The sequence below is a fragment of the Staphylococcus sp. NRL 16/872 genome (assembly GCF_022815905.2).
Classification (GTDB): domain Bacteria; phylum Bacillota; class Bacilli; order Staphylococcales; family Staphylococcaceae; genus Staphylococcus.
The window spans coordinates 478,372-501,701 of record NZ_CP119327.1 but is presented as its reverse complement, the minus strand read 5'-3'; the positions used below and the strand labels follow the sequence as shown (position 1 = coordinate 501,701).

Below are 23,330 nucleotides of genomic sequence, written 5' to 3'. Positions count from 1 at the left end.
AAAAAGTTATATTATTTTGTTTCTGCTACATCGATAACAGGTTCTTCTGAAATGTATTTGCCAATATTTTCACTGAATGCTCTGAAGTGGTCTGAATGGTTATGTGTTTGTACTGCCTCTTCATCTTTATAATTCTCAACCACAACAAATATGTTGCGTTCTTTAACGTCTTCATAATGATGATAGAACGTATTACCCGCTTCTTGGCTAGAACTTTCAACTAATTTTTTCATTAATTTTAAATATTCTTCACGGTGCTCTTCTTTTACTTTAAGTTTTGCATTAATAATAATCATTTAATCACCTTCAATATTGTTATTGCTTTAGTTGTACCATATCTACTTCAGTATTAAACAATTATTTGCTTTTAAAAAGACTATTCTACTTTTTGCTTTCATCTTGAAGAAGTGGTTTGTCTGGTGAAACGAAGAACCATAAAATGACTGCAATCACTGCTGGTACAATTAATAGTTGGAATGTCATTGACCAACCTAATGAAGTGACTAACGCACCTGCTAAGAATGGACTAACTAACGCACCAAGGTTACCCCATAGGTTCATCCAACCTGAGACTGTTCCGGCGAAGTTACGTCCGATATCATTTGCTGCAGCCCAGCTCATACCCATTGAGATACCCATACCACCTAAGCCAAGTGATAACCAGAAAATAGTGATATACAAGCTTTCAGTATGAACTGCGAAAAAGATTGATACTGCAAATACGATGAAACCAACAATAGCGATGACACTTCTTGCTACAAAACGTGATTGACCACTATGTAAAATTTTATCTGAAATAGCACCTGCAGATAGAATTAAGATAAACATGATAAACCATGGTAATGAACTAATTGTCATATGTTTGAATTCTACGTGATATTGTTCAGTTAAATACGTAGGTAACCAAATTAAGAATAAAGCAATAATAAACTGAACGACAAAGTATTGACCTGCAATCGCATAGAAACTTAAACGACGGAAGAATTGATTCCAAGGTGGAAGTGATTTACTTGTTTGAACTAAATCACGATTCTCCATGATATATCTTTTTTCAGCCTCATTTACCATACGATGATGTTCTGGTAAATCTTTCGCGATAATCCCCCATAAAATCGCAATAAGGATACCTACTGCCCCGAAGATATAAAATACTGCTTGCCAGTTAAATGCATTTACAATGGCAATAGTAATAATTGGTGCTAATACGGGTCCAAAATATGAACCTGCAAGTAATGCACTTGATGCTCTTCCCTTTTCATCTTTTGAGAACCAAGTTGAATTAAATACGGCATTAGATGGATACATTGGTGCTTCCCCAATACCAAATAAGAAACGTACTAAGAATAATAAACCGTGATGTTTAATCATTCCTGTAAAGATTGTAAAAGCACTCCACCATACTAATGCGACTGAAATCATTTTACGTGGACCAAACTTCTCCGCTAACATTCCCGAAGGCACTTGCATTAAAGCATAACCAAGTGAGAAGAATGAAGCTAACAATCCAAACTGTTGCTTGTCCATATGTAAATCTTTCATCATTTGTGGTGCAATATATGAGATATTTGATCTATCCATATACGCGATAACTCCGATAATAAAAAACAATAGTGCGAACATCCAACGCACATTACTCTTTCTTTGTCCTTGACCCATGTTACTGTCCTACTTTCATTTATATTTGTTGATTCTAAATTAATGTTGTCGTACTAAATGATTACGTAGTTTTGAACGTACTTTAGATCCTCCTTCTTCTAACAGTAATTTCAATATTGATTACTTATTTTTAATTATATTATCACTTAGTGTAAACGTTTACAATATAATTTTAATATTTTTTTATTAAATTGTACTTGTTTGTATTCTTTGTTTTATCATTTTGAAAAGGGCGTGTCATAGTTGCTTTGGATTAAGATTTGAACTCTAATCAAAAAAACTGTAGAATGAAATTGAATTAAAACGCTATGAGTTATTTTATAAATGAATAAACATTTATCATCCACTGGAAGTGCCTTTGTTTAAGGCTGAGAGTAAAGAACGAACTTTATAATTCCTGGAACCTGATCCAGTTTGTACTGGCGTAGGAAAGTGGCGCAAAGGATATCGTAAAGTTAAGCTGAACGCTATTTCCCTACAAGGGCAATAGCGTTTTTTTATTGTTCAAGGGGTGATGCATATATTTATTGCAATAACAAGTTACAAAGATTTAACGGACAAGGATTTACAACATTTCTTAGCTATAGCTAAAGGCATAGACGGATTACTCTTTCGTACCCCTATGTCACACGAAGCGTTATTCAACTTCATCACTCGACTATTAGAGGCTGGCTTTCCTAAAGAGAAAGTGATCATTCACAGTGATACTGAATTACTAGAATCCTTAACACTGTCACGCTTGCATTGTCGTGAAATGGATTCAAATGCTTTCGACTATAAACAACTACACCCAAATGTCGAAGTCAGTATGTCGACTCATTCCAAGCAATCTGTGGAGCAAGCTTATGAACATGGTCTTGATTATGTGTTTTATGGCCACATTTTCAAAACGCCATCTAAACCAAATCAACAGCCACGATCACAGGATGAAATCAATGACGTTTTACGTTTGCCAATACCTATTTATGCGATTGGTGGCATCACTAAAGAAACGATTCACCAATTACCTAATGGGTTTGCTGGTATATGTGCAATTTCTTTCTTTATGAACGCATCTTTACAACAAATCGAACAGTTACGAAAGGAGTGGTTGAAAGATGCATGATGTTCTTATTATTGGCTCAGGTGTGATTGGTATGTCTATTGCACGACATTTAAGTCAATCACAAATGGATGTCGCGATTGTCGACAGAGATGTTCCTGGTAAACATGCTTCTTATAAAGCAGGCGGTATGCTAGGTGCACAAAATGAATTTACTGAAGATACGGATTTATTTAGACTCGCGCTTGAATCGCGCTCACTTTTCCCAGAACTGTGTGAAACATTGCAAGATGAAACAGGCATCGATATTCAATATCAACCTTCAGGATTAATCAAAGTTGCTAATCGTCCTGAGGATGTTGAAAGTTTAAGACAACAATATGACTTCTTAAGTACTATGGACCCAAGTGTAGTGGAATTATCTGATGAGGATTTAATCGATTTAACGCATGGTCATGTTACATCAAGCGAAATGGCTATCTACATTCCAAATGATGGACAAATCAATGCCAATCATTATACGAAAGCACTTTTTAAATCACTGCAACAGCGCGATATTCATCGTTATTATGAAACTGAAGTGTTTAGTGTTGAACGTCAAAATGGCTACTATGAGGTGTCTACTTCAGAAGGTCAATTAGTTGCTAAGAAAGTGATTGTCGCTGGTGGTGCGTGGAGCTCTAAATTATTAGAACACTATCAACTTCCACGCAAAGTAGTTGGTGTCAAAGGCGAAGTATTACTTATTGAACATGACAGCCTAGATTTGAAAGAAACGATCTTTATGACGAATGGTTGCTATATTGTGCCGAAACAACCAAATCGTTTCCTTATCGGTGCAACAAGTGAATTTGATAATTATTCTGTCGGTAATACTAATCAAGGTGTCTCATGGTTGCATCAATACGCCAATGAACGTGTTCCTGAATTGGCACAAGGTAAGGTCATTAAGCAATGGTCAGGCGTACGTCCTTATACTGATGGCGAATTGCCTATCATGGACCGCATCGACGATGGTTTATATGTCATTTCAGGTCATTACCGTAATGGTATTTTACTTTCACCTGTCATAGGACGAGATATCGCAAACTGGCTATTCACTGGCGTTAAACCACGCAATTACGAGTCATTTAATGTCTCAAGGAGGTCAAATAATGAAGTGTATCATTAATGGTGATACGTTCACATTCGACGCAGAACAGTCGATTACTCAAGTGCTTCACTCACTTGAATTAGACCCTGAACGTGTCATTGTCGAGCATAATAAAACATTAATTAAACAAGAAGACTATGATAACCACACTGTACGTGAAGATGATCAATTAGAATTATTAGAATTTGTTGGAGGCGGATAAAATGTTTAAAATCGGATCATTAGAATTACAATCTCGTTTATTATTAGGTACTGGTAAATTTGAAAATGAGGACATCCAAACACAAGCGATTAAAGCATCAGAAACAAACGTCCTTACATTCGCAGTAAGACGTATGAACTTATACGATAAAAACTTACCTAACCCACTTGCAAATATTAATTTAAAAGATTTCATCACTTTCCCAAATACTGCTGGTGCTAAAACAGCCGAAGAAGCCATTCGTATCGCAGAAATCGCGAAACATGCTGGCGTATGTGACATGATTAAAGTAGAAGTCATTGGTGATGATGAAACATTATTACCAGATCCTTTTGAAACATACGAAGCTTGTAAAGTGTTATTAGAGAAAGGTTATATCGTATGTCCTTACATTTCTAATGACATAGTCCTAGCGAAACGTTTAGAAGAATTAGGCGTGCATGCCGTTATGCCACTTGCTTCTCCAATCGGTACAGGACGTGGTATCAACAACCAATTGAACCTTAGCTATATCATTAAAAATGCTAATGTTCCAGTTATCGTTGATGCTGGTATTGGCTCTCCTAAAGATGCATGTCATGCGATGGAATTAGGCGCTGACGGAATCTTATTAAATTCAGCTGTTTCAGGTGCGAAAGATCCAGTAAAAATGGCAGAAGCGATGAAATTAGGCATTGAAGCTGGTCGCTTATCTTATGAAGCTGGTCGAATTCCAGTGAAATATACTGCACAAGCATCAAGTCCAACTGAAGGATTAGGATTCTTATAATGCAACGCTACAATCGTCAAATGCGTTTTTATGCTTTTGGTGAACATGGGCAACACGCCCTATCGAATGCAAAGATTTTAATACTTGGAGCCGGTGCATTAGGTAGCCATGTGGCAGAGCTATTAGCCCGCATGGGTGCCCATCACTTGGCCATTGTTGACATGGATATAGTGGAAGAATCCAATCTACATCGTCAAGCGTTATATACAGAAGATGACGCTACAAACTTGGTGCCGAAAGTACATGCCGTTAAAGAAAAATTGTCTCATATTAATTCCAATGTTGAGGTACAAGCATTTTACCAAGAAATTGATTCTACTAATATAGAGGATATTCTGAATAAGGTGAATCCTGACATTGTCATTGACGGCATGGACCATTTTAAAATTCGCTACCTTATTAATGAAGTATGTCACAAACACCACATCCCTTGGGTGTATGGCGCTGCAGTTGGTAGTAAGGGCACAGTCTATGGTATCGATTTTGAGGGGCCTTGCTTAAAATGTTTATTAAAACGTATGCCTTCTACTGGCGAAAGTTGTGCCATTAATGGCGTCTTGCCTCCTGTCATTACACAAGTGGCAAGTTATGAAGTATCCGAAGCCATTTGTTATTTATCTGGAAAAGGCTTTTCCAAAAAATTACTTACGATTGATGCGTTCGATATTAACTTCAAAGCCATGAATGTCGATATCTTGAAAGACAGCGACTGTGAGGTTTGTGAACAGCAACATTACGAATTATTAGAAACGAAACAACAACAACACATTGAAAGTCTTTGTGGTAAAACGTATCTCTTTAGATACCAACCTGCTGTCTTTGAACATGCTGAATATTTCCCGGGTGATATGGTGAAATCGACTTCATTTGCGAAACTCATTCAGGATAAAGATTACGAAATCACCCTATTTAAAGATGGACGCATGAATGTTTATGGTGTCGAAGATGATGAAGAAGCAAATCAACTGTATCATCGCTATTTAAAAGCTCTTAAATAATAACCTTTTAGGTTTATACAAGCAATTCATAGTAAATTTTATTATAATGAATTTACTATGAATTTTTTATTATAGTTTAAAGCTTAAAATTAAAGGAGTTCTTTATAATAAATGGAACAGTTAATTACCGATTTTATAAGTAAATGGGGCTATGCAGCAATATTTATTCTTATCTTGTTAGAGAATGTGTTGCCTGTTGTCCCTTCTGAAATTATATTGACATTTGCGGGTTTAATGTCAGTTAAATCTGGCTTATCTATTCCGCTTCTATTCCTTATTTCAACGATTGCTTCATTGATTGGCTTATTAATCTTGTATTATATTTGTCGTTTAATCAGAGAAGAAAGTATTTATCGCTTTGTTGATAAACATGGAAAATGGTTCAAATTGAAAGGTAAAGACGTCAAGCGTGCCAACGATTGGTTTAAACGCTATGGCGCATGGGCTGTCTTATTATGTCGCTTCATCCCAGTTTTACGTGTGTTAATTACCATTCCTGCCGGTATCAATAAAATGAATGTGGTTACATTCACTGTCTTATCATTATTAGGTACAACGATTTGGAATTTTGCGCTTATTTTATTAGGCCGTTTATTAAGTGACAGCTTCGACGCATTAATGGCTGGTTTACACACTTATTCTTACATCATGTATGTCATTATCTTCTTAGCTATCTTGTACGTACTATATGTCATCTTCATTAAAAATAGAAAACGTTCAAGATAATCAGAGATAACGTATACCATTCGTGTAGTTTCAACCTGCATGGATGGTTTTTTATTTTAATTTCGACAATTTAAGCATCCCCATTGAAAAAAAGGTACTTTTTAAAGATAATTTATGTAAGCGGTTTTATGTTTTGCTGCCTTTTTAAAAAACAAACGATAATGTCACACAGGAGTGAAAAACGAATGACTCAAACAACTGAAAGTGAATTAAGAAAGAAATATTTAGATTTATTGTCTCAACAATTTGATAGCCCAGAAAAACTCGCTACAGAAATTATCAATTTAGAATCTATCCTGGAATTACCTAAAGGTACAGAACACTTTGTAAGTGACTTACATGGTGAGTATGAATCTTTTCAACACGTGCTACGTAATGGTTCGGGTAACGTTCGCGCTAAAATCAATGACATCTTCGAAGACAAGCTATCTCCGAAAGAAATTGATGACTTATCAGCGCTCGTTTATTATCCTGAAGAAAAATTAAAACTTGTGAAAAATAACTTTGATTCTAAAGGTAAATTAAATATTTGGTATATCACTACAATTGAACGTTTAATCGAACTCATCACCTACTGTTCTTCAAAATATACACGTTCTAAGTTGCGTAAAGCACTGCCTGAAGAATTTACATATATCGTGGAAGAACTCCTTTATAAAAGCAATGAATTCAATAATAAGAAATCGTATTACGAAACTCTCGTTAATCTAATTATTGAACTTGAACAATCAGATGACTTAATTATTGGTCTGTCTTATACTGTGCAACGACTTGTGGTAAACCACCTACACGTTGTTGGTGATATCTATGATCGTGGTCCTCAACCAGATAAAATTATGGATACTTTAATTGATTATCATTCTGTAGATATCCAATGGGGTAACCATGATGTGCTATGGATAGGTGCCTATGCCGGTTCTAAAGCATGTCTTGCTAACTTATTACGTATCTGTGCACGTTACGACAATTTAGATATTATCGAAGACGCTTATGGCATTAATTTACGTCCTTTACTTACATTAGCCGAAGAACATTATGACGGTGATAATCCGGCCTTTAAACCGAAAAAACGTCCCGACAAATCTGCTGGATTATCTAAACTTGAAGAGGATCAAATCACGAAGATTCATCAAGCTATCGCAATGATTCAATTCAAATTGGAAATGCCGATTATTAAACGCCGTCCAAGCTTTGAAATGGACGATCGTTTAGTCCTTGAAAAGGTCAACTATGATACGAACGAAATAACAATTTACGGCAAAACATATCCTTTAAAAGACACATGTTTTAATACTGTTGACCCGAAAGACCCTGGCAAATTATTACCTGAAGAAGAAGAAGTGATCGATAAATTATTACTTTCTTTCCAACAATCTGAGAAATTAAAACGTCATATGGCTTTCCTAATGCAAAAAGGTACGCTCTACCTACCTTATAACGGCAATCTTCTTATTCATGGTTGTATTCCTGTTGATGAAAATGGAGAAATGGAATCATTTGAAATCGAAGGCGAATTACACAAAGGTCGTGACTTACTAGATGTTTTTGAAAGACATGTACGTCTAGCATATGACAATAAAGACATTACTGATGACCTTTCAACTGATTTAGTATGGTATTTATGGACAGGTAAGTATAGCTCACTTTTCGGAAAAAGAGCTATGACGACATTTGAACGTTACTTTATTGAAGATAAAGCATCTCATAAGGAACCTAAAAATCCATATTATTATTTACGTGAAGATGTAGATATGATTCGCAAGATGTTGAAAGACTTTGGCTTAAATCCAGATGAAGGACGTATTATCAATGGACATACGCCAGTGAAAGAGGTTGATGGTGAGGATCCTATCAAAGCTGATGGTAAGATGATTGTCATCGATGGTGGTTTCTCTAAAGCGTATCAGAAGACGACAGGTATTGCGGGTTATACGTTACTTTACAATTCATTTGGTATGCAGTTAGTGGCACATCAACATTTTGATGCGAGAGATAAAGTACTTTCAGATGGTGCCGATGAATTATCAGTACGTCGTGTGGTGGATGAAGAACTACAACGTAAGAAGATTAAAGATACTAACGAAGGTAAAGAAATGTTAGAACAAATTCGCATTTTAAAATTATTAATGCACGATAGATATTTGAAGTAATATCAACAAACTAGTTCTAAGATAGATAGTCACTCACTTAAGTTGCTACGCGTTCCTGTGGGAAAGGCTCAAGCCTGTAGTCTTGAGGCTCTTTCTTTTCCACTAGGAGTCTTCGCAACTACGTTTCGTTATCTATCTTAGAACTACTTATATACATAATATATTCATGTGTTTATTTATAATAGTTTATCCTTATCCTTTTCAAACTAATTATCAATAGCTAAAAAGACTGGCAAAGAGTAATATCTTCGCCAGTCTTATTTGTTTTATTAAACGGTATTATATTAATTTGAACTATAATATTTCATTACTATACACTTAAAGTTATTTTTAAAATTAATATAAAAAGCTAAATTCATACTTATTTAAAACATACAACATTACCTGAAGATATATATTTATTAATACTTTAATAAATATATATTTTGACATTAATAATTGTGTGAGAAATTCTAATGATAATCAACGAATGGCGTTGTGTGACGCCCGAGGGAACAGTGTTTTGATGAACTTAAGTGCTTACACACTTAAGTAAGTAGTTCTAAAATGGACAATGGAACGTAGTTGAGTGACGCCTGAGGGGGGGTGAATTATTGATGAACGTAAGTGTTCAAACACTTACGTAAGTAGTTCTAAGATAGATTACGAAGTGTAGTTGTGGAGACTCCTAGGGGCGCAGTGCTGTTAATGAACCTAAGTGCAATAGCACTTAGGTAAGTAGCTCTAAAGATGGATAACGAATGGCGTTGCGCGACTCTTGGCGGAAAAGAAAGAGCCTCAAGACTACAGGCTTGAGCCTTTCCCGCAAGAAAGCGTCGCAACAAAATGAGTGCCATCCATCTAAGAGCTGCTTTAGAGACAGCACCCCTGGAACGCGAAACAACTTAAACGAGTGAATATCTATCTTAGAACTACTTTACAAGATCAAGGCTCGACCCAGCCCCCTAGGCAAGCATCTCAACTTAAGTGAAATGGTCATCCATTTAAGAACTGCTTTAGAAGACCTTAGAAATCCCCACAGATTTATCTGTGAGGAATTTCTGGCTGAAACTGTACCCTGGGCAAGCATCACAACAGAATGAGTGATGGTTTATCTAGAATTTCTTAATACACGTCTCTCAATATGCCATAGGTACCATGATCGAATTGTTGTAATGGCTTATGGCTTTTATTAAATGATACGACTTTATCGTCATCGATATGATAAATAATCATGTCGCTGTCAGTAATATCGTCATATTCTTCTGCATGTATTTCCACGATATTTTTATTCACAATCGTATTATCAAACCATCTTGGGCTGTGATTTTCATCAAATAAAATATGGTTACGTAATGGACCATTCAGATTATTTCTTGCCTGTTCATCAGTAAACGATACAGGCATCATGCTCACATTGTTGAGACCAAATTCTGGTACTAATTCGTTAAAGGCTAAACTGTTGAAAATAAAGGATTTCGTCATGAGTAAGCATTTATTATAGCGAATTAAATCCGCATAAATTCGGTCGTTACTTGAAAGTAAATTGCCTTTGAATATTTCAAAGCCATATTCTTCTGCTTTAGTTGTTGTGTTCTCAAACAAGTTGAAGACCATGACTGGAATATCATGTTCACGAAGTTTGCTACCTAAATGGAAGGAGAATTCACTTTCCCCTACTATGATGACACCAGGTGGTTCTGTACTAGCTAAACCAAGCAATTTACTTACAGGGGTAAAGCTAAAGCCATAAATAACTACGGTAATAAATACTAGTCCAAATGTTACTGGAGTAATATAACTTGCCATTTTAACGTGGTCGTTTAAAAATAAGCCCCCAAAGAATTGAGCTACTGTTAATACGACAATACCTCGTGGTGCCATCATGGCAACAAGTGCGCGTTCTTTTTTCGTAATTTCAGTACCAATAGTTGATAACAGTACTGAAATAGGTCGTACTAGAATAATCATGACGATCGCAAAGACAAGTAATTGCCATGATAAGACATCCATTAATACTGATGACGTTAATGATGACGTAATCAGAATAAACACGGTTGATACTAATATGGATGAAGCATTTTCAACAAAATGATCTGACTCTTTGAAAATTAAATCATGACGCTTATATCGTGCCATCATTAAACCAAATATAGTTACAGCTAATAAACCTGATTCTTGTAAGATTTGATCACAAATACTAAATACCAACAGAATAAAGACAAGTTGAATAGATGGCATTAGATTTTGTGGAATCATATCGCGTTGAATCAACAAATTGAATATAAATGATGCGCCAAATCCAATAGCAGCGGTGATTATAATTTTCAAGATAAATAGAAAGATAACTTGTAAACCGAAGCCTTGTTCAATGATTTGATAAACATAAAACGCTGTTAAGGCTAAAATTGGGCCGATAGGATCTAAAATGATGCTTTCCCAACGTAAAATAGAATCCACGCTCTTGCGCACTTTCGCTTGTTTGAGTAGTGGTTGAATAACTGTCGGACCTGTAATAAGAAATAATCCGCCCATAACGACAGAAACTGATAATGGGAATTCTAATATTTTATTTAAAGCGATGGAGCCTAAAATCCATGAAATCGCAGCTCCTATCGTAATAATACGAATGACTGCTTTAGAAATTCCTTTTAATTCACGGAAATCTAAGTTACTACTACCTTCAAATAAAATAATCGCTACAGCCAATGAAACAATAGGACTAAATACCTCTGATCCTAGCGTATGTTGGGGATTCGCTAGCCCTAGTATTGGCCCTACTAATAAACCTACAATCGACATGACAACGATTGAGGGCCATTTGATACGTGTCGCTAACCATTGGCTAAAGATTCCTAACGCTAAAAATAGCACAATGATGAGCATGACAGGTAAATCAAAAGACATACCTACACCTTCCTCGATTAAAAAATTCATTTCCTAGTTTTTACTTAATACTGTGTTATACTATCAAACTTTCTTTAAGACTGCATTACTATTGTATTTCACTTTATTAAATGACTTTTGTGAAAATACATTGTTCATCTCATATAAACTTTAGTATTTATTTTTTTGAAAAATTTCGTTAAAATAGATAATTGTTTTTATAAATATATTTTAAGTTTGAGAGGATTTTTAGGAAGTGCAATATTTTAAAGAAGCGATTATAGTCGCGTTTGCGTTTGTTGGTGTGGTTGTGGGCGCTGGTTTTGCGACAGGACAGGAAGTTTTTCAATTTTTTACAAGTAATGGAAGTTATAGTATTCTCGCTATTCTTATCACGGGTGTGATAGTGACATTAGGTGGCATATTTGTTTTACATACAGGTTATCGTATAAAGTCACATAATCATTCTGAATCGATACGATTTTATTTACCCTCTTGGATGGCGCATTTATTTGATATTATTCTTACTATTTTCTTATTTTCATTAGCGATTATAATGACTGCTGGTGGCGCATCGACTGTGCACGAAAGCTTTGGTTTACCTTTCTGGATGAGTTCTCTACTGTTAGTGCTTCTTATTCTAGTGACATTATTTTTAAATTTTGACCGCTTAATTGCCGTTTTAGGCGTGGTAACGCCTTTCTTAGTCATTGTAGTGACAATTATCGCTATTTATTACTTTATGACGGGCCATTTAGACTTCACGGCTGCCAACGATTATGCTGAACATCATCACGGGTTATCGCTTGGTTGGTGGTTTGATGGATTAAATTATGCGAGTCTACAAATTGCGGCTGCGTTTAGTTTCTTAAGTGTCATGGGCGGTCGTTTGAAACATCGCCAATCTGCGCTTTGGGGTGGTTTATTAGGTGGCATCATCATTACATTTTTACTATTAATGATTAACTTAGGCTTGATTACTGAGTTTGAGCATATTCAATCTGTCGCGCTCCCTACCCTATTGTTAGCACGTCAAATTTCTCCATTATTAGGTACAATAATGTCGATTATTATGATTTTGGTAATTTATAACACGGTCGTTGGCTTAATGTATGCTTTCGCTTCACGTTTTACTGAGCCCTTTTCCAAACGCTATTTCGTGCTAATTATCGCTATGGCCGTCGTTACGTTTATATGTACGTTTATCGGTTTTATTTCTTTAATCGGAAAAGTCTTCCCAATCATGGGCTTGTTCGGTTTCATACTCCTCATCCCAATTATGTATCGAGGCTTTATTCAATTTACATCTTTAAGACACAAGTAACACAAAAGGTTCTCACAGGTACGCTTATAGTACCAATGAGAACCTTTTATGTTATATTTCAGGGGGATTGTTTACTTAATTTCTTGAAAGCCTGTTGAAGCGTAATCAGTTCCTCTTCTGTTAATTCTGAGAAAGCATGTGTCAGTGTCGTGGCATGTTGAGGAAAGATCTTCGCCATGAATTGCTGTCCTTTATCTGTCAAAGTTGCGTGATAGACACGTTGATCGTTAGGGTCTTTATCACGCGTGATCCACCCTTTGTCTTCCAATTGGCTCACCACATAAGAAATACTGCTACTTGCGATGAGAACTCTATCTCTGATGCGTTGAATCGGTTGTGGGCCTTTGTTGTAAAGTAATTCCAAGACGGCAAATTCTGTGACGTTTAGTCCGTAATTTTGAACATCTTGTTTAACTACTTTCTCTAACGCATCCAATGCCCTATGTAGCCCTATAAATGCTTTTAGTGACTCTTGCGTGCGATTCATTTCCTCACCTCTTTTTAGAAATTCATTTCGATTTAGAGATAAATTATACACTTTCTGTATTTCATCGTCAATTTGAATATTTTTGTCCATTATTGATGCATAATTATGTGCCGTTTCTCACTTTCCATCCTTGTAATTTTGTGGCGTATTGTGCTGTTGAAAATGAAGTTTCAAATAACAAATAAGTCTCTCTGACCTTTCCCAAAAAGAAAAACGAATGAATATAATGATTTCTGGGAATACTATGATTGGAGGTGTCTTAAATGGCCAATCAACTATTTATTAACAATGAATTTATAGAGAGTAAGTCAAATGAGACGATGGATGTGATTAATCCTGCAACAGGCGAAAAAATTGATACCATCACGTTTGCGACGGAAGAAGAAGTGAATGAAGCGATTGAGAAATCAAAACATGCGCAACGTGAATGGGAGCGTGTGCCTGCACCTACACGTGCGGAACATGTAAAATTATTGATTCCTTTATTAGAACAAAATAAGGATGAATTAGCGAAGTTATATGTCGAGGAGCAAGGTAAGACGCTTGCGCAAGCTGAGGGAGAAATTGATAAAGCGATTCAATATATCGACTATATGACGAGCTTGAGTATGAGCAATAAAGGTGAAGTGTTACAAAATAGTGTTGCCAATGAAAATATTCAATTAACGAAGAAACCAATTGGAGTCACTGCAGGCATTGTGCCATGGAATGCGCCGATTATGGTGTTAATGCGTAAGGTTATTCCAGCTGTGGTGACTGGTTGTTCTGTAGTTATTAAGCCAAGTGAGGAAACAACATTATTAACATTGAAATTAGCAGAATTATTCCGTGCATCAACAATCCCAGCTGGTTTAATTCAAATCGTGCCTGGTACTGGTGAAACTGTAGGTACTCAACTTGCAACACATGAAGATATTCAATTAGTGTCACTAACAGGTAGTATGGCCGCTGGTAAAGCCGTGTATAAGAATGCTGCTGATACTGTGAAGAAAGTGAATCTTGAATTAGGCGGTAATGCCCCTGTCTTAGTCACACCACATGCTGATTTAGATAAAGCGATAGAATATATCGTAACAGCGCGTATTAATAATGCAGGTCAAGTGTGTACATGTCCTGAACGTATCTTCGTGCATGAAGATGTGCATGATGACTTTATTGCTAAAGCGAAAGATCGCATGAGTCAACTTCACGTGGGCGATCCATTTGATGACAATACAGATTACGGCGCGATTATTAATCAGAAACAATTAGATAGCATTGATGAAAAAGTACAAGAAGCAGCTAAGAATGGCGCTAACCTTGTGTTAGGTGGACATAAGATGGACCGTGCTGGTTTCTTCTATGAACCTACGATTATTGATAATGTGAAAACGAGCGATAGTGCGTTTAAAGAAGAAATATTTGGGCCTGTGCTTGCTGTAACGACTTATAATGACTTTGACGAAGTGATTGACGCGGCGAATGATACAAATGCTGGACTATCTTCATATATCTTCTCTGAGAATTTAAAAGAAGTGATGGAAGCAACAGAACGACTTAAATTCGGTGAAGTGTATGCCAACTGTGAAGCGGAAGAAGTTATAAATGGTTATCATGCTGGCTGGAGAGAATCTGGTTTAGGTGGTGCCGATGGTATTCACGGCTTTGAGGAATACTATAATACAACAGTAAGTTATATTAGATGGTAATATAAAGCAGCTTAATATTAATGAAAACGCCAAATCTAATTAGATTTGGCGTTTTTTCATCATTATTTTATGCGTCGCCAAATGATAAGCGACTTATTAATTAAAAATATTTATTTTTTATATTTATCATAGAAAAATCAGCTATTATTGGCATTTTATGAGTCGTTGCCATCGACTATGATTTTCCTCTTAATTAATGATAACATATTATAATAAGTTTATCTATAAAGGAGGACCATCAATGAATGTACATGAATTCTTTAAAGAATATCGGAATTTTAGTTTAAATTTTGATAGATTACACAGATGGTATTTAGGAACATTACTTTCCTATGATCATTCCATCGACCTATTAACTCAATCTTTGCCTACTACTCCTTATCGAGAAAAAATCTATTTTAAAGAAGAACTTTACCAAAAAGAGCATCTAATACAACATGATAAACGAGATTTGTTAAAAAAGTTCCAAAAAGGATATCAACAATTCCTCGATGAGATGGTTCTAATTCGTTTAGTAACTCTACTAGAAGTTTTTTTGGTAGATATGGTTAAAACTATATTTTTTTATGATAAATCATTATTCTATGAAAAAGGAAAGTATGAGTTAAATATTTCAGAATTTCTTTTAAAAGACAAATTTTCTTTAGAAACAGATTATATTAATAAATTAACTTCAAAATTAGGTAGATCTGGCTTCGAAGAGATAGAAAAATTATATCTCAAAAAGTTCAATATAAATTTTAAAAATTTTAGTTATGAAAACCTTTATAACTATAATTATACAGGTTTAAAACAATTACACGACACTAGACACTTAATTATTCATAAATTAGGGAAGACAGATGATAAATATAGAAATGATTATAACTATAGTAAGAAAAAAATTTCATTGTCAACTGAAAAAGTATTTTATTACCTTGAATTAATCGCTTCCTTTACAAAATATATAAAGAAAGAACTTGAAACTAAAATATTAAAAATCACTTAACTCTTAATCTAATTTATTCATTCAATGCTTTGTCTAAGGCTTTGATGTTTTTCTTCATGATGGATTGGAAAGTTAATGTGTCGTCGTTGGCTTGTTCTTTAGTTAGGACGGATAAGTTATTGAAACTTACTGGTTTGGCTTTAGTTTCATCGCGAATGACATCTGTGATTTTAGAAGTAATATTTTGTTCATATAAGATGTAAGGTTGGTGTGTTTGATCAATTTGTTTAATCATCGCAAGAATATCTTTCTGACTTGTCTCTTCGTTATTCATGCCACTAACGCCTTCTTGTTCAAAGTGATATCGCTGTGCTAAATAGCCTAATGAATCATGAGAAATCACTACTTTATCACGTTTAGGATGTGTCGTAATTTGTGTTAACTCTTTGTCTAAGTGTGTTAAATCTTGATTCAACTTTTGAAAATTCTTTTCATAATACGCTTTATGAGACGGGTCTCGTTTCACTAAATCCTCTTTAATCTTCTTAGCAAATTTTTTATCTAGCACTGGATCTAGCCACACGTGTGGGTCATGTCCCGCTTCAGCGTGGTGGTGTTCATGTTCATCATGATCATTGTCTTCTGTTAATAAGTCTTTATGACTTAGGTCATCTGCCACCGCTAATTTCATATCGTCATTGTTCATTGATTTCGTAATCTTTTCTGCAACTGGATCTAACTCATCACTTGAATAAATAAACAAATCACTTTTAGCAATATTAATCATATCGCGCTGACTTGGTTCATACGTATGGGTATCTGCCCCTGGAGGATAAATTGTATCCACGTTGACGTATTTACCGCCGATTTGTTGTGTAAAACTTTTGAATGCGAATACAGTCGTATAGATGTCGATTTTATTTTTGGTTGTAACCTTCTCTTTTGTATGGGTACTGTGTGTTGTGCTACAAGCTGATAAAGCGATACTTAAGCACATAATGAGGATCAGTACGGACGCCCTTTTCAAAAACAACTAAACCCCTCCAAAACGTAATAATTTCGTTCTCAACTATATCGGTTCTGTTTAAAAAAAGCAATATCTCTGTTTACAACAATTTGTATAATCTTTATATTCTAAAATTTATTTATCGAATGTTTTGTTTTTCTGGAAAAGTGATACATAGTACTAAGACATTTTTAAAGGAGTGACGTAACATGGCTGAAGACATTAAACAAGGTAATAACAAATTTTACGTTGGTGACGATGAAAATAATCCGCAAGCAGTAATCACTTATAAACAAGTTGATAATAATGAAATCGACATTGACCACACTGGCGTGTCTGATGAATTAGGTGGCCAAGGTTTAGGCACTAAATTAGTAGATGCAGTGGTACAACATGCACGTGAAAATAATTTAAAAATTATCGCATCTTGCCCATTTGCGAAAGACGTATTAGAAAAAAATGAAGATTATCAAGACGTTTACTTCGGATAATTAAATATTTAGAAATTCATTGGAGGTTGGGATAAATAAATGTCTCAGCCTTCGTTAACATTTTGGCAGTAGCTGCCTGATTTGAAAATGCGCTTAAATTAAGCTTTTTTCAAACCTAGTCATCCTTGCCGGGGGAAGACAACGAAACCTTTTTTAAATAATGGTTTCTGTCTTCCTCCCTTTTCTTTGGATTAAAACAATTATCTTGCACGTTTGTTGTTTATGGAGTATATTTATTATACTTAATATAAATTATAGATAGAGATGATTTATTTCATCGTAGGAGGCACGTTACTATGACTTCATTTCACACAACTGAAGCAACACAAGTTACAAATATTACTTTAAATGTACAAGATTTAAATAGAATGACTGATTTTTATTCAAATATATTAGGATTTTCAATCAAAGAACAAAATAACCAATCTGTTACGTTTAACGTAGGTGCACACGGACACACTTTAACATTAAATTTATTAGAAGACGGACGTCGCCCTGCTTTTAGAGAAGCTGGATTATTCCATGTCGCTTATCTTTTACCAAGTCGTACAGATTTAGCAAACTTCCTTTTCCATATGAGTCGCATGAACATTCCTGTCGGTGGTGGCGAGCATTTAGTAAGTGAGGCACTATATTTTAATGATCCGGAAGGCAATGGTATTGAGGTCTATCAAGATCGTCCTATTGATACTTGGCAATGGTCTGATGGTTTCGTGAAAATGGATACCCTAGAAGTGGATGCTGATGATTTAATTGCACAACGTTCTGAAGAAGGTTGGCAAGGTTGGCCTGCAGGAGGCAAAATTGGACATTTACACCTTAAAACACATGATTTAGGTCAAGCACGTGAGTTTTATATTGAACAAATAGGTTTAGAACATATTTCTCACTATCCACAAGCGTTATTCATGTCTACACAAAAATATCATCACCACATTGCTGCAAACACTTGGCAATCTAATCAAGTACGCTTAGACAATGAGCATACTTATGGTTTAGCTCACTTTGATATTTACAAACCAAATGTAGAAGAAACACAACTTACATCACCAGAAGGCTTCGACATCACACTTCACAGTGATACAAGCGTAGTACCTGGATAATAGTAAAACAGAGTAGTCATCATCAGACTACTCTGTTTTTTTGCTTGTTTTTTAAACATAAAAAACAGGACGTTGGACACGCCCTGTTCAATAAATCTCTATCTATCTTAGTATAAACCTTTTGTTTGGTTGCTAGTGTCAATAAAGATGTTTTTAACTTGTTGATAGTTTTTAATTGCATCTTTATAAACTTCACGGCCAATACCTGATTTTTTGTAACCGCCAAATGGTGCGCCTGCTGGAATTTGGTTATAAGTATTAATCCAAATACGGCCTGTTCTCATTGCTTTTGCAACATTTAATGCACGGTTGATATTAGTAGTAAAGATACCACCAGCTAAACCATATTCAGAATCGTTCGCAATTTTAATTGCATCTTGTTCATCGTCGAATTTTTCAACCACTAATACAGGTCCGAAGATTTCTTCTTGCGCTAATTTATGGCTATTATCACTTAATTCAATAATTGTTGGTTCGAAGAAATAACCTTTATCGCGACCATTATCTGTAATACGATGGCCACCAGTTAAAATATTAGCACTTGAATCTTCTTCAGCTAATTTTACATAGCTTTCAATTTTTTCTAATTGTTCTGGACCAGTTTGTGCACTCATTTTCACATCTTCGTCGAATGGATCGCCTACTTTAATATTTTCAAATGCATCTTTAAGCTTAGGCATGATTTCATCATAAATTGAAGATTGAACTAATAAGCGAGAACCTGCACTACAAACTTCACCTTGGTTGAATAGAATGCCTAATTGTACACCTTCAACCACTTGTTCTAAGTTAGCATCGTCAAAGATGATGTTCGCACTTTTACCACCTAGTTCTAATGTTGTTGGTACGATACGTTCAGCACCTGCTTTAGCTACACCGTAACCAACATCTGTAGAACCAGTGAATGATAATTTATTTACACCTTCATGATTGAAGATAGCGTCACCAGATTCAGAACCTTTACCTGTTACTACGTTTACAACACCTTTAGGTAATACTTCTTGGAAGACTTTTGCAAGTTCAATTAAAGTTAATGGTGTTGATGATGATGGTTGAATAACTACTGTATTACCTGCTGCTAATGCTGGACCCAATTTCCATGATGCTAATAAAATTGGGAAATTCCAAGCTACTACTGCGCCAACTACGCCCACTGGTTCATTAACTACTAAACTCATTGTATTTTCATCTAGTTCATTGACTGTACCTTCATCAGTAGTTAACACACTTGCGAAATATTTAAATTGGTTTGCCGCTTGTGGCACATCAATTGTTGATGTTTCACGATAAGGTTTACCATTTTGTAATGATTCGACTGTCGCAAAGTGTTCAGCTTTTTCATGGATACGACGACTAATTTCTAATAAATAGTCTGCACGTTCTTCTTTTGAAATTTTACTCCAACTGTCAAATGCATTAGTTGCGGCTTGTACTGCTTTATCGACATCTTTTTTATTCGCTTTAGCTACTTGTGCTAAATCTTCACCGTTAGCAGGATTAGTAACTGTTAACGTTTCTCCACTTTCACTATCTTGAAATTCTCCGTTAATGAATAAACCATATTTTTCATCGATAAAATCTCTAACATTTACTTTAGCCATATGTCATCATCCTTTTTAAAAGTTTTTAAAACGTGATGCAAAAGATTAATTTATAAATCTCACTAAAATGTAAGCGTTTACTATTTTCTAGTGTTATTTTACTTTATTTTGTTGAAAAAACGAAATAAGTTGCTCTAACTTATTCCGCTTCATTTCTTCACATATGGTGTTTACCCGTTCACTTAAGAATTACACATATCAATTTTATTTAACCCATTGAATAACATCATCTGCAGATTGACGTACTTTCGCTTTAGGTTCCTCTTTTCTATAGCCGAAACCAACCATAACAGAAGGTGCAAAATCATCAGTGTTTAAAATGCCTTCTTCAGATAAGATTTCAGTAACTTTATCTAAGTCGAAACTTTCCATTGGACATGAGTCGATGCCAAGTAACGCTGCAGATGTCATCATATTAGCTAAAGCAATATACGTTTGTTTGCTCGCCCAATCTAATAATGTACGGTCATTATCATTAATATGGAAATTCGTTTGGAAGCCATTTACTTTTTCATTAAATGCAGGTAGCGTACTTTCTTCGTATTTTTTGACATTTTTAACAACCGATTGAACGTAATCAGAACTAGGAGTTACATTCTTACGGGCTAATATAAGTACGAAGTGACTTGCCGTTTTCAACTGCTTTTGAGCACCTGCACTATACGGAATTAATTTATCTCGTAAATCTTGATTCTGAATCACGACAAAACGCCATGGCTCTAAACCTAATGAGCTTGGTGATAATCTAGCTGTTTCAAGTATCGTTTCAAAGTCAGAATCGCTCACTTTTTTCTCCGGATCAAACTCTTTTGTTGCATGTCTAAAATTAAACGCGTTTATAATTGTATCTTGCATTTCACTCATAAAATTAGCCTCCTCAGAATATTTTCATTCAAATTATAAATGACTCTTTCTCATCACTAAAGATATTAGCTTATATTTTTTGCTCTAATTATTTGAAAATTAATTACAAAAGACTTTTTTATGTGAGTTTTTTAACATTTAATCATAAAAATTAATCAAAACTATTGATTTGTGAATTAATTCACAATATAATATATCTGTAAGTTAAGTAATAGAGATGTTTCAAATCATTATTTTAATTACATATACATTTCTATGGTCAACTTCAGTCTTAATTATTAATTAATATATAAATCTATACAACTTGAAATGGGGTTATAATAATGACAAAAATTATGTTTTTCGGAACTCGTGACTATGAGAAAAATGACGCTTTAAATTGGGGTAAAGCTAACAATGTAGAAGTTGTTACTTCTGAAGATATTTTAAGCGAAGAAACAGTTGATCAATTAGAAGGTTTCGATGGCGTAACTACAATGCAGTTTGGTAAATTAGCAGATTCAGTTTATCCTAAACTTGAGAAATATGGCATTAAACAAATTGCACAACGTACAGCTGGATTTGATATGTATGATTTAGATCTTGCTAAAAAACATGGCATTATCATTTCTAACGTGCCTAGTTATTCTCCAGAAACTATCGCAGAATATTCAGTATCAATTGCACTTCATTTAATTCGTCGCTTCCCTGCAATTGAAAAACGCGTTCAAGAACATAATTTCAAATGGGCAGCACCAATCATGTCTACTCCTGTTAAAAATATGACTGTAGCAATTATTGGTACAGGTCGTATCGGTGCTGCAACTGGTAAAATTTATGCTGGTTTTGGTGCTAAAGTTGTTGGTTACGATGCATATCCTAACAACTCTTTAGACTTCTTAGAATACAAAGATTCAGTAGAAGAAGCTATTGATGGCGCAGATATCATTTCATTACATGTACCTGCTAACAAAGAAAGCTTCCACTTATTTGATGCAGAAATGTTCTCTAAAGTAAAAAAAGGCGCTGTATTAGTTAACGCTGCTCGTGGTGCTGTAATCGATACACCTGAATTAATCAAAGCTGTTAATAATGGTACTTTATTAGGTGCTGCTATTGATACTTATGAGAATGAAGCTGATTACTTCACATATGACTGGTCTAATAAAGAAGTCGAAGATAAAACATTATTAGAATTAATTGAAAATGAAAATATCTTAGTAACACCTCACATTGCTTTCTTCTCAGACGAAGCTGTAAGAAACTTAGTTGAAGGCGGATTAAACGCTGCATTATCTGTAATTAACACAGGCAAATGTGAAACTCAATTAAACTAAGACATTACACTATAAATTACAAAAGCTGAAATCTCTATTTGAGACTTCAGCTTTTTTCTTGCCTATTTTAATACTTCTTGTTCAATGATTTGTAAAACACCTTGTTCATCATTACTTGGTGCTACTGCACTAGCGATATCGAATAAAGATTGATCTTGGCTATTTGCCATTACATAGCTATATTTTGCGAATTCTAACATGTCTTTATCATTATTCGCATCTCCAAATGCCATCAACTCTGACGCCTCCATATTCCACTCATTTAATAACCGTTTGAGCGCTTGCCCTTTAGTCATGTTAGGCATGATAATATCAATACTGTTATGACCACTTGACACAAGTTTGATTGTATCGCTAAACTTTTCTTCTAAATCAGCATCCAATGTTGAATGCGTATCGCGATTAATGTTTAACGCTATTTTGACATATTCATCATCTGGTAGTGGTTGAAATGAATCAATTTCTTCTAACTGATGATAATAGAAATGTGCATCTTTCTTAAAAGCCTCACTCGTATTTTTTAAAATATATGCGCTTTTCAAACCACATACGATAAATTCATCAATCTTTCTTTCATTATTTAGATAATTGACGACTTCCGTATACTCATCTTGACTAAAACTGCGATAATTATATAAGTCTGTACCATGATAAATGACTGCTCCATTTTCCGAAATAAAGAACATATCTCTTTCACCAAATATTGATTTCAGTTTCGCAAATTGATTACCACTTGCAGCAATAAATTCTATATTACGTTGCTTCAACTCTTGAAAAATTTTATTAAAACGAGCTGTATCATATTCCTTATTTGAATCTAAAAATGTCCCATCCATATCCACAGCAATTGCTTTAACCATAAAAGCTCCCCCTTAAATTTAACGTTTTATTTAAAACAATTATATCTATCCCCCTTTTATGATTAAAGTTCACTAAATGAGGTTGAAACTATATTCATATT

21 protein-coding genes and 1 riboswitch are annotated in these 23,330 nt (G+C 34.8%); of the genes, 13 read left to right on the top strand and 8 right to left on the bottom strand.

Annotation, left to right across the window (positions count from 1 at the left end):
• Positions 1-11: 11 nt before the first annotated feature.
• On the bottom strand, positions 12-296 hold the full coding sequence (locus tag MT340_RS02280; RefSeq protein ID WP_243588603.1) for a putative quinol monooxygenase: 285 nt from the start codon (positions 294-296) through the stop codon (positions 12-14).
• Between the two features lie 85 nt (positions 297-381).
• The gene (locus MT340_RS02275; RefSeq protein WP_243588602.1) at positions 382-1,656 is read right to left on the bottom strand and encodes a pyruvate MFS transporter; all 1,275 of its coding nucleotides are present in this window, start codon (positions 1,654-1,656) and stop codon (positions 382-384) included.
• A gap of 338 nt (positions 1,657-1,994) precedes the next feature.
• Positions 1,995-2,104, top strand: a riboswitch (TPP riboswitch).
• Positions 2,105-2,170: 66 nt separating this feature from the next.
• Here MT340_RS02275 and MT340_RS02270 point away from each other — a divergent pair.
• From MT340_RS02270 to MT340_RS02240, 7 genes are all read left to right on the top strand, one after another.
• Complete coding sequence (locus MT340_RS02270) at positions 2,171-2,761, top strand: thiamine phosphate synthase (RefSeq protein WP_243588601.1); 591 nt, start codon at positions 2,171-2,173, stop codon at positions 2,759-2,761.
• On the top strand, positions 2,754-3,869 hold the full coding sequence (thiO, locus tag MT340_RS02265; protein WP_243588600.1) for a glycine oxidase ThiO: 1,116 nt from the start codon (positions 2,754-2,756) through the stop codon (positions 3,867-3,869). The genes MT340_RS02270 and thiO overlap by 8 nt, the downstream gene beginning before the upstream one ends.
• On the top strand, positions 3,853-4,053 hold the full coding sequence (gene thiS, locus MT340_RS02260; protein WP_243588599.1) for a sulfur carrier protein ThiS: 201 nt from the start codon (positions 3,853-3,855) through the stop codon (positions 4,051-4,053). The genes thiO and thiS overlap by 17 nt, the downstream gene beginning before the upstream one ends.
• A 1-nt stretch (position 4,054) precedes the next feature.
• Positions 4,055-4,822 (top strand): thiazole synthase, encoded by a 768-nt coding sequence (locus MT340_RS02255; protein ID WP_243588598.1) that lies wholly within the window; start codon positions 4,055-4,057, stop codon positions 4,820-4,822.
• Entirely contained in the window at positions 4,822-5,820 is a 999-nt protein-coding gene (locus MT340_RS02250; protein ID WP_243588597.1) for a ThiF family adenylyltransferase, read from the top strand. The genes MT340_RS02255 and MT340_RS02250 overlap by 1 nt, the downstream gene beginning before the upstream one ends.
• Positions 5,821-5,931: 111 nt before the next feature.
• Entirely contained in the window at positions 5,932-6,546 is a 615-nt protein-coding gene (gene uptA, locus MT340_RS02245) for an undecaprenyl phosphate transporter UptA (protein WP_243603537.1), read from the top strand.
• Between the two features lie 185 nt (positions 6,547-6,731).
• On the top strand, positions 6,732-8,696 hold the full coding sequence (locus MT340_RS02240; RefSeq protein WP_243588595.1) for a fructose-1,6-bisphosphatase: 1,965 nt from the start codon (positions 6,732-6,734) through the stop codon (positions 8,694-8,696).
• Positions 8,697-9,800: 1,104 nt separating this feature from the next.
• Here MT340_RS02240 and MT340_RS02235 read toward each other — a convergent pair.
• A complete protein-coding gene (locus tag MT340_RS02235) occupies positions 9,801-11,582 on the bottom strand; it encodes a cation:proton antiporter (protein ID WP_243603536.1) in 1,782 nt (593 codons plus the stop codon).
• 235 nt (positions 11,583-11,817) lie between these two features.
• On the opposite strand from MT340_RS02235, the gene MT340_RS02230 reads away from it, so the two are divergent.
• Entirely contained in the window at positions 11,818-12,885 is a 1,068-nt protein-coding gene (locus tag MT340_RS02230) for a YkvI family membrane protein (protein WP_243588594.1), read from the top strand.
• 58 nt (positions 12,886-12,943) lie between these two features.
• Here MT340_RS02230 and mhqR read toward each other — a convergent pair whose 3' ends face one another.
• Positions 12,944-13,372, bottom strand: coding sequence for a MarR family transcriptional regulator MhqR (gene mhqR, locus MT340_RS02225; RefSeq protein WP_243590223.1), 429 nt, complete (start codon positions 13,370-13,372; stop codon positions 12,944-12,946).
• 263 nt (positions 13,373-13,635) lie between these two features.
• On the opposite strand from mhqR, the gene aldA reads away from it, so the two are divergent.
• Together aldA and MT340_RS02215 are read left to right on the top strand one after the other, a co-directional pair.
• On the top strand, positions 13,636-15,060 hold the full coding sequence (gene aldA / locus MT340_RS02220; protein ID WP_243588593.1) for an aldehyde dehydrogenase: 1,425 nt from the start codon (positions 13,636-13,638) through the stop codon (positions 15,058-15,060).
• 241 nt (positions 15,061-15,301) lie between these two features.
• The gene (locus MT340_RS02215) at positions 15,302-16,048 is read left to right on the top strand and encodes a hypothetical protein (protein WP_243588592.1); all 747 of its coding nucleotides are present in this window, start codon (positions 15,302-15,304) and stop codon (positions 16,046-16,048) included.
• A 13-nt stretch (positions 16,049-16,061) separates the two neighbouring features.
• Here MT340_RS02215 and MT340_RS02210 read toward each other — a convergent pair whose 3' ends face one another.
• Complete coding sequence (locus MT340_RS02210; protein ID WP_481906652.1) at positions 16,062-16,985, bottom strand: metal ABC transporter solute-binding protein, Zn/Mn family; 924 nt, start codon at positions 16,983-16,985, stop codon at positions 16,062-16,064.
• 218 nt (positions 16,986-17,203) lie between these two features.
• Here MT340_RS02210 and MT340_RS02205 point away from each other — a divergent pair, with 218 nt between their 5' ends.
• Both MT340_RS02205 and MT340_RS02200 read left to right on the top strand, forming a co-directional pair.
• Positions 17,204-17,485 carry a GNAT family N-acetyltransferase gene (locus tag MT340_RS02205; RefSeq protein ID WP_243588591.1) on the top strand — a complete coding sequence of 94 codons (282 nt, stop codon included), beginning with the start codon at positions 17,204-17,206 and terminating at the stop codon, positions 17,483-17,485.
• 296 nt (positions 17,486-17,781) lie between these two features.
• Positions 17,782-18,588, top strand: coding sequence for a VOC family protein (locus MT340_RS02200; RefSeq protein ID WP_243588590.1), 807 nt, complete (start codon positions 17,782-17,784; stop codon positions 18,586-18,588).
• Between the two features lie 107 nt (positions 18,589-18,695).
• Here MT340_RS02200 and MT340_RS02195 read toward each other — a convergent pair whose 3' ends face one another.
• Entirely contained in the window at positions 18,696-20,189 is a 1,494-nt protein-coding gene (locus tag MT340_RS02195; RefSeq protein WP_243588589.1) for an aldehyde dehydrogenase family protein, read from the bottom strand.
• Between the two features lie 204 nt (positions 20,190-20,393).
• The gene (locus MT340_RS02190) at positions 20,394-21,053 is read right to left on the bottom strand and encodes an NAD(P)H-dependent oxidoreductase (protein WP_243603535.1); all 660 of its coding nucleotides are present in this window, start codon (positions 21,051-21,053) and stop codon (positions 20,394-20,396) included.
• A 323-nt stretch (positions 21,054-21,376) separates the two neighbouring features.
• On the opposite strand from MT340_RS02190, the gene MT340_RS02185 reads away from it, so the two are divergent.
• A complete protein-coding gene (locus MT340_RS02185; RefSeq protein WP_243588587.1) occupies positions 21,377-22,369 on the top strand; it encodes a D-lactate dehydrogenase in 993 nt (330 codons plus the stop codon).
• 62 nt (positions 22,370-22,431) lie between these two features.
• Here MT340_RS02185 and MT340_RS02180 read toward each other — a convergent pair whose 3' ends face one another.
• On the bottom strand, positions 22,432-23,229 hold the full coding sequence (locus tag MT340_RS02180) for a Cof-type HAD-IIB family hydrolase (protein WP_243588586.1): 798 nt from the start codon (positions 23,227-23,229) through the stop codon (positions 22,432-22,434).
• Positions 23,230-23,330: the final 101 nt, after the last annotated feature.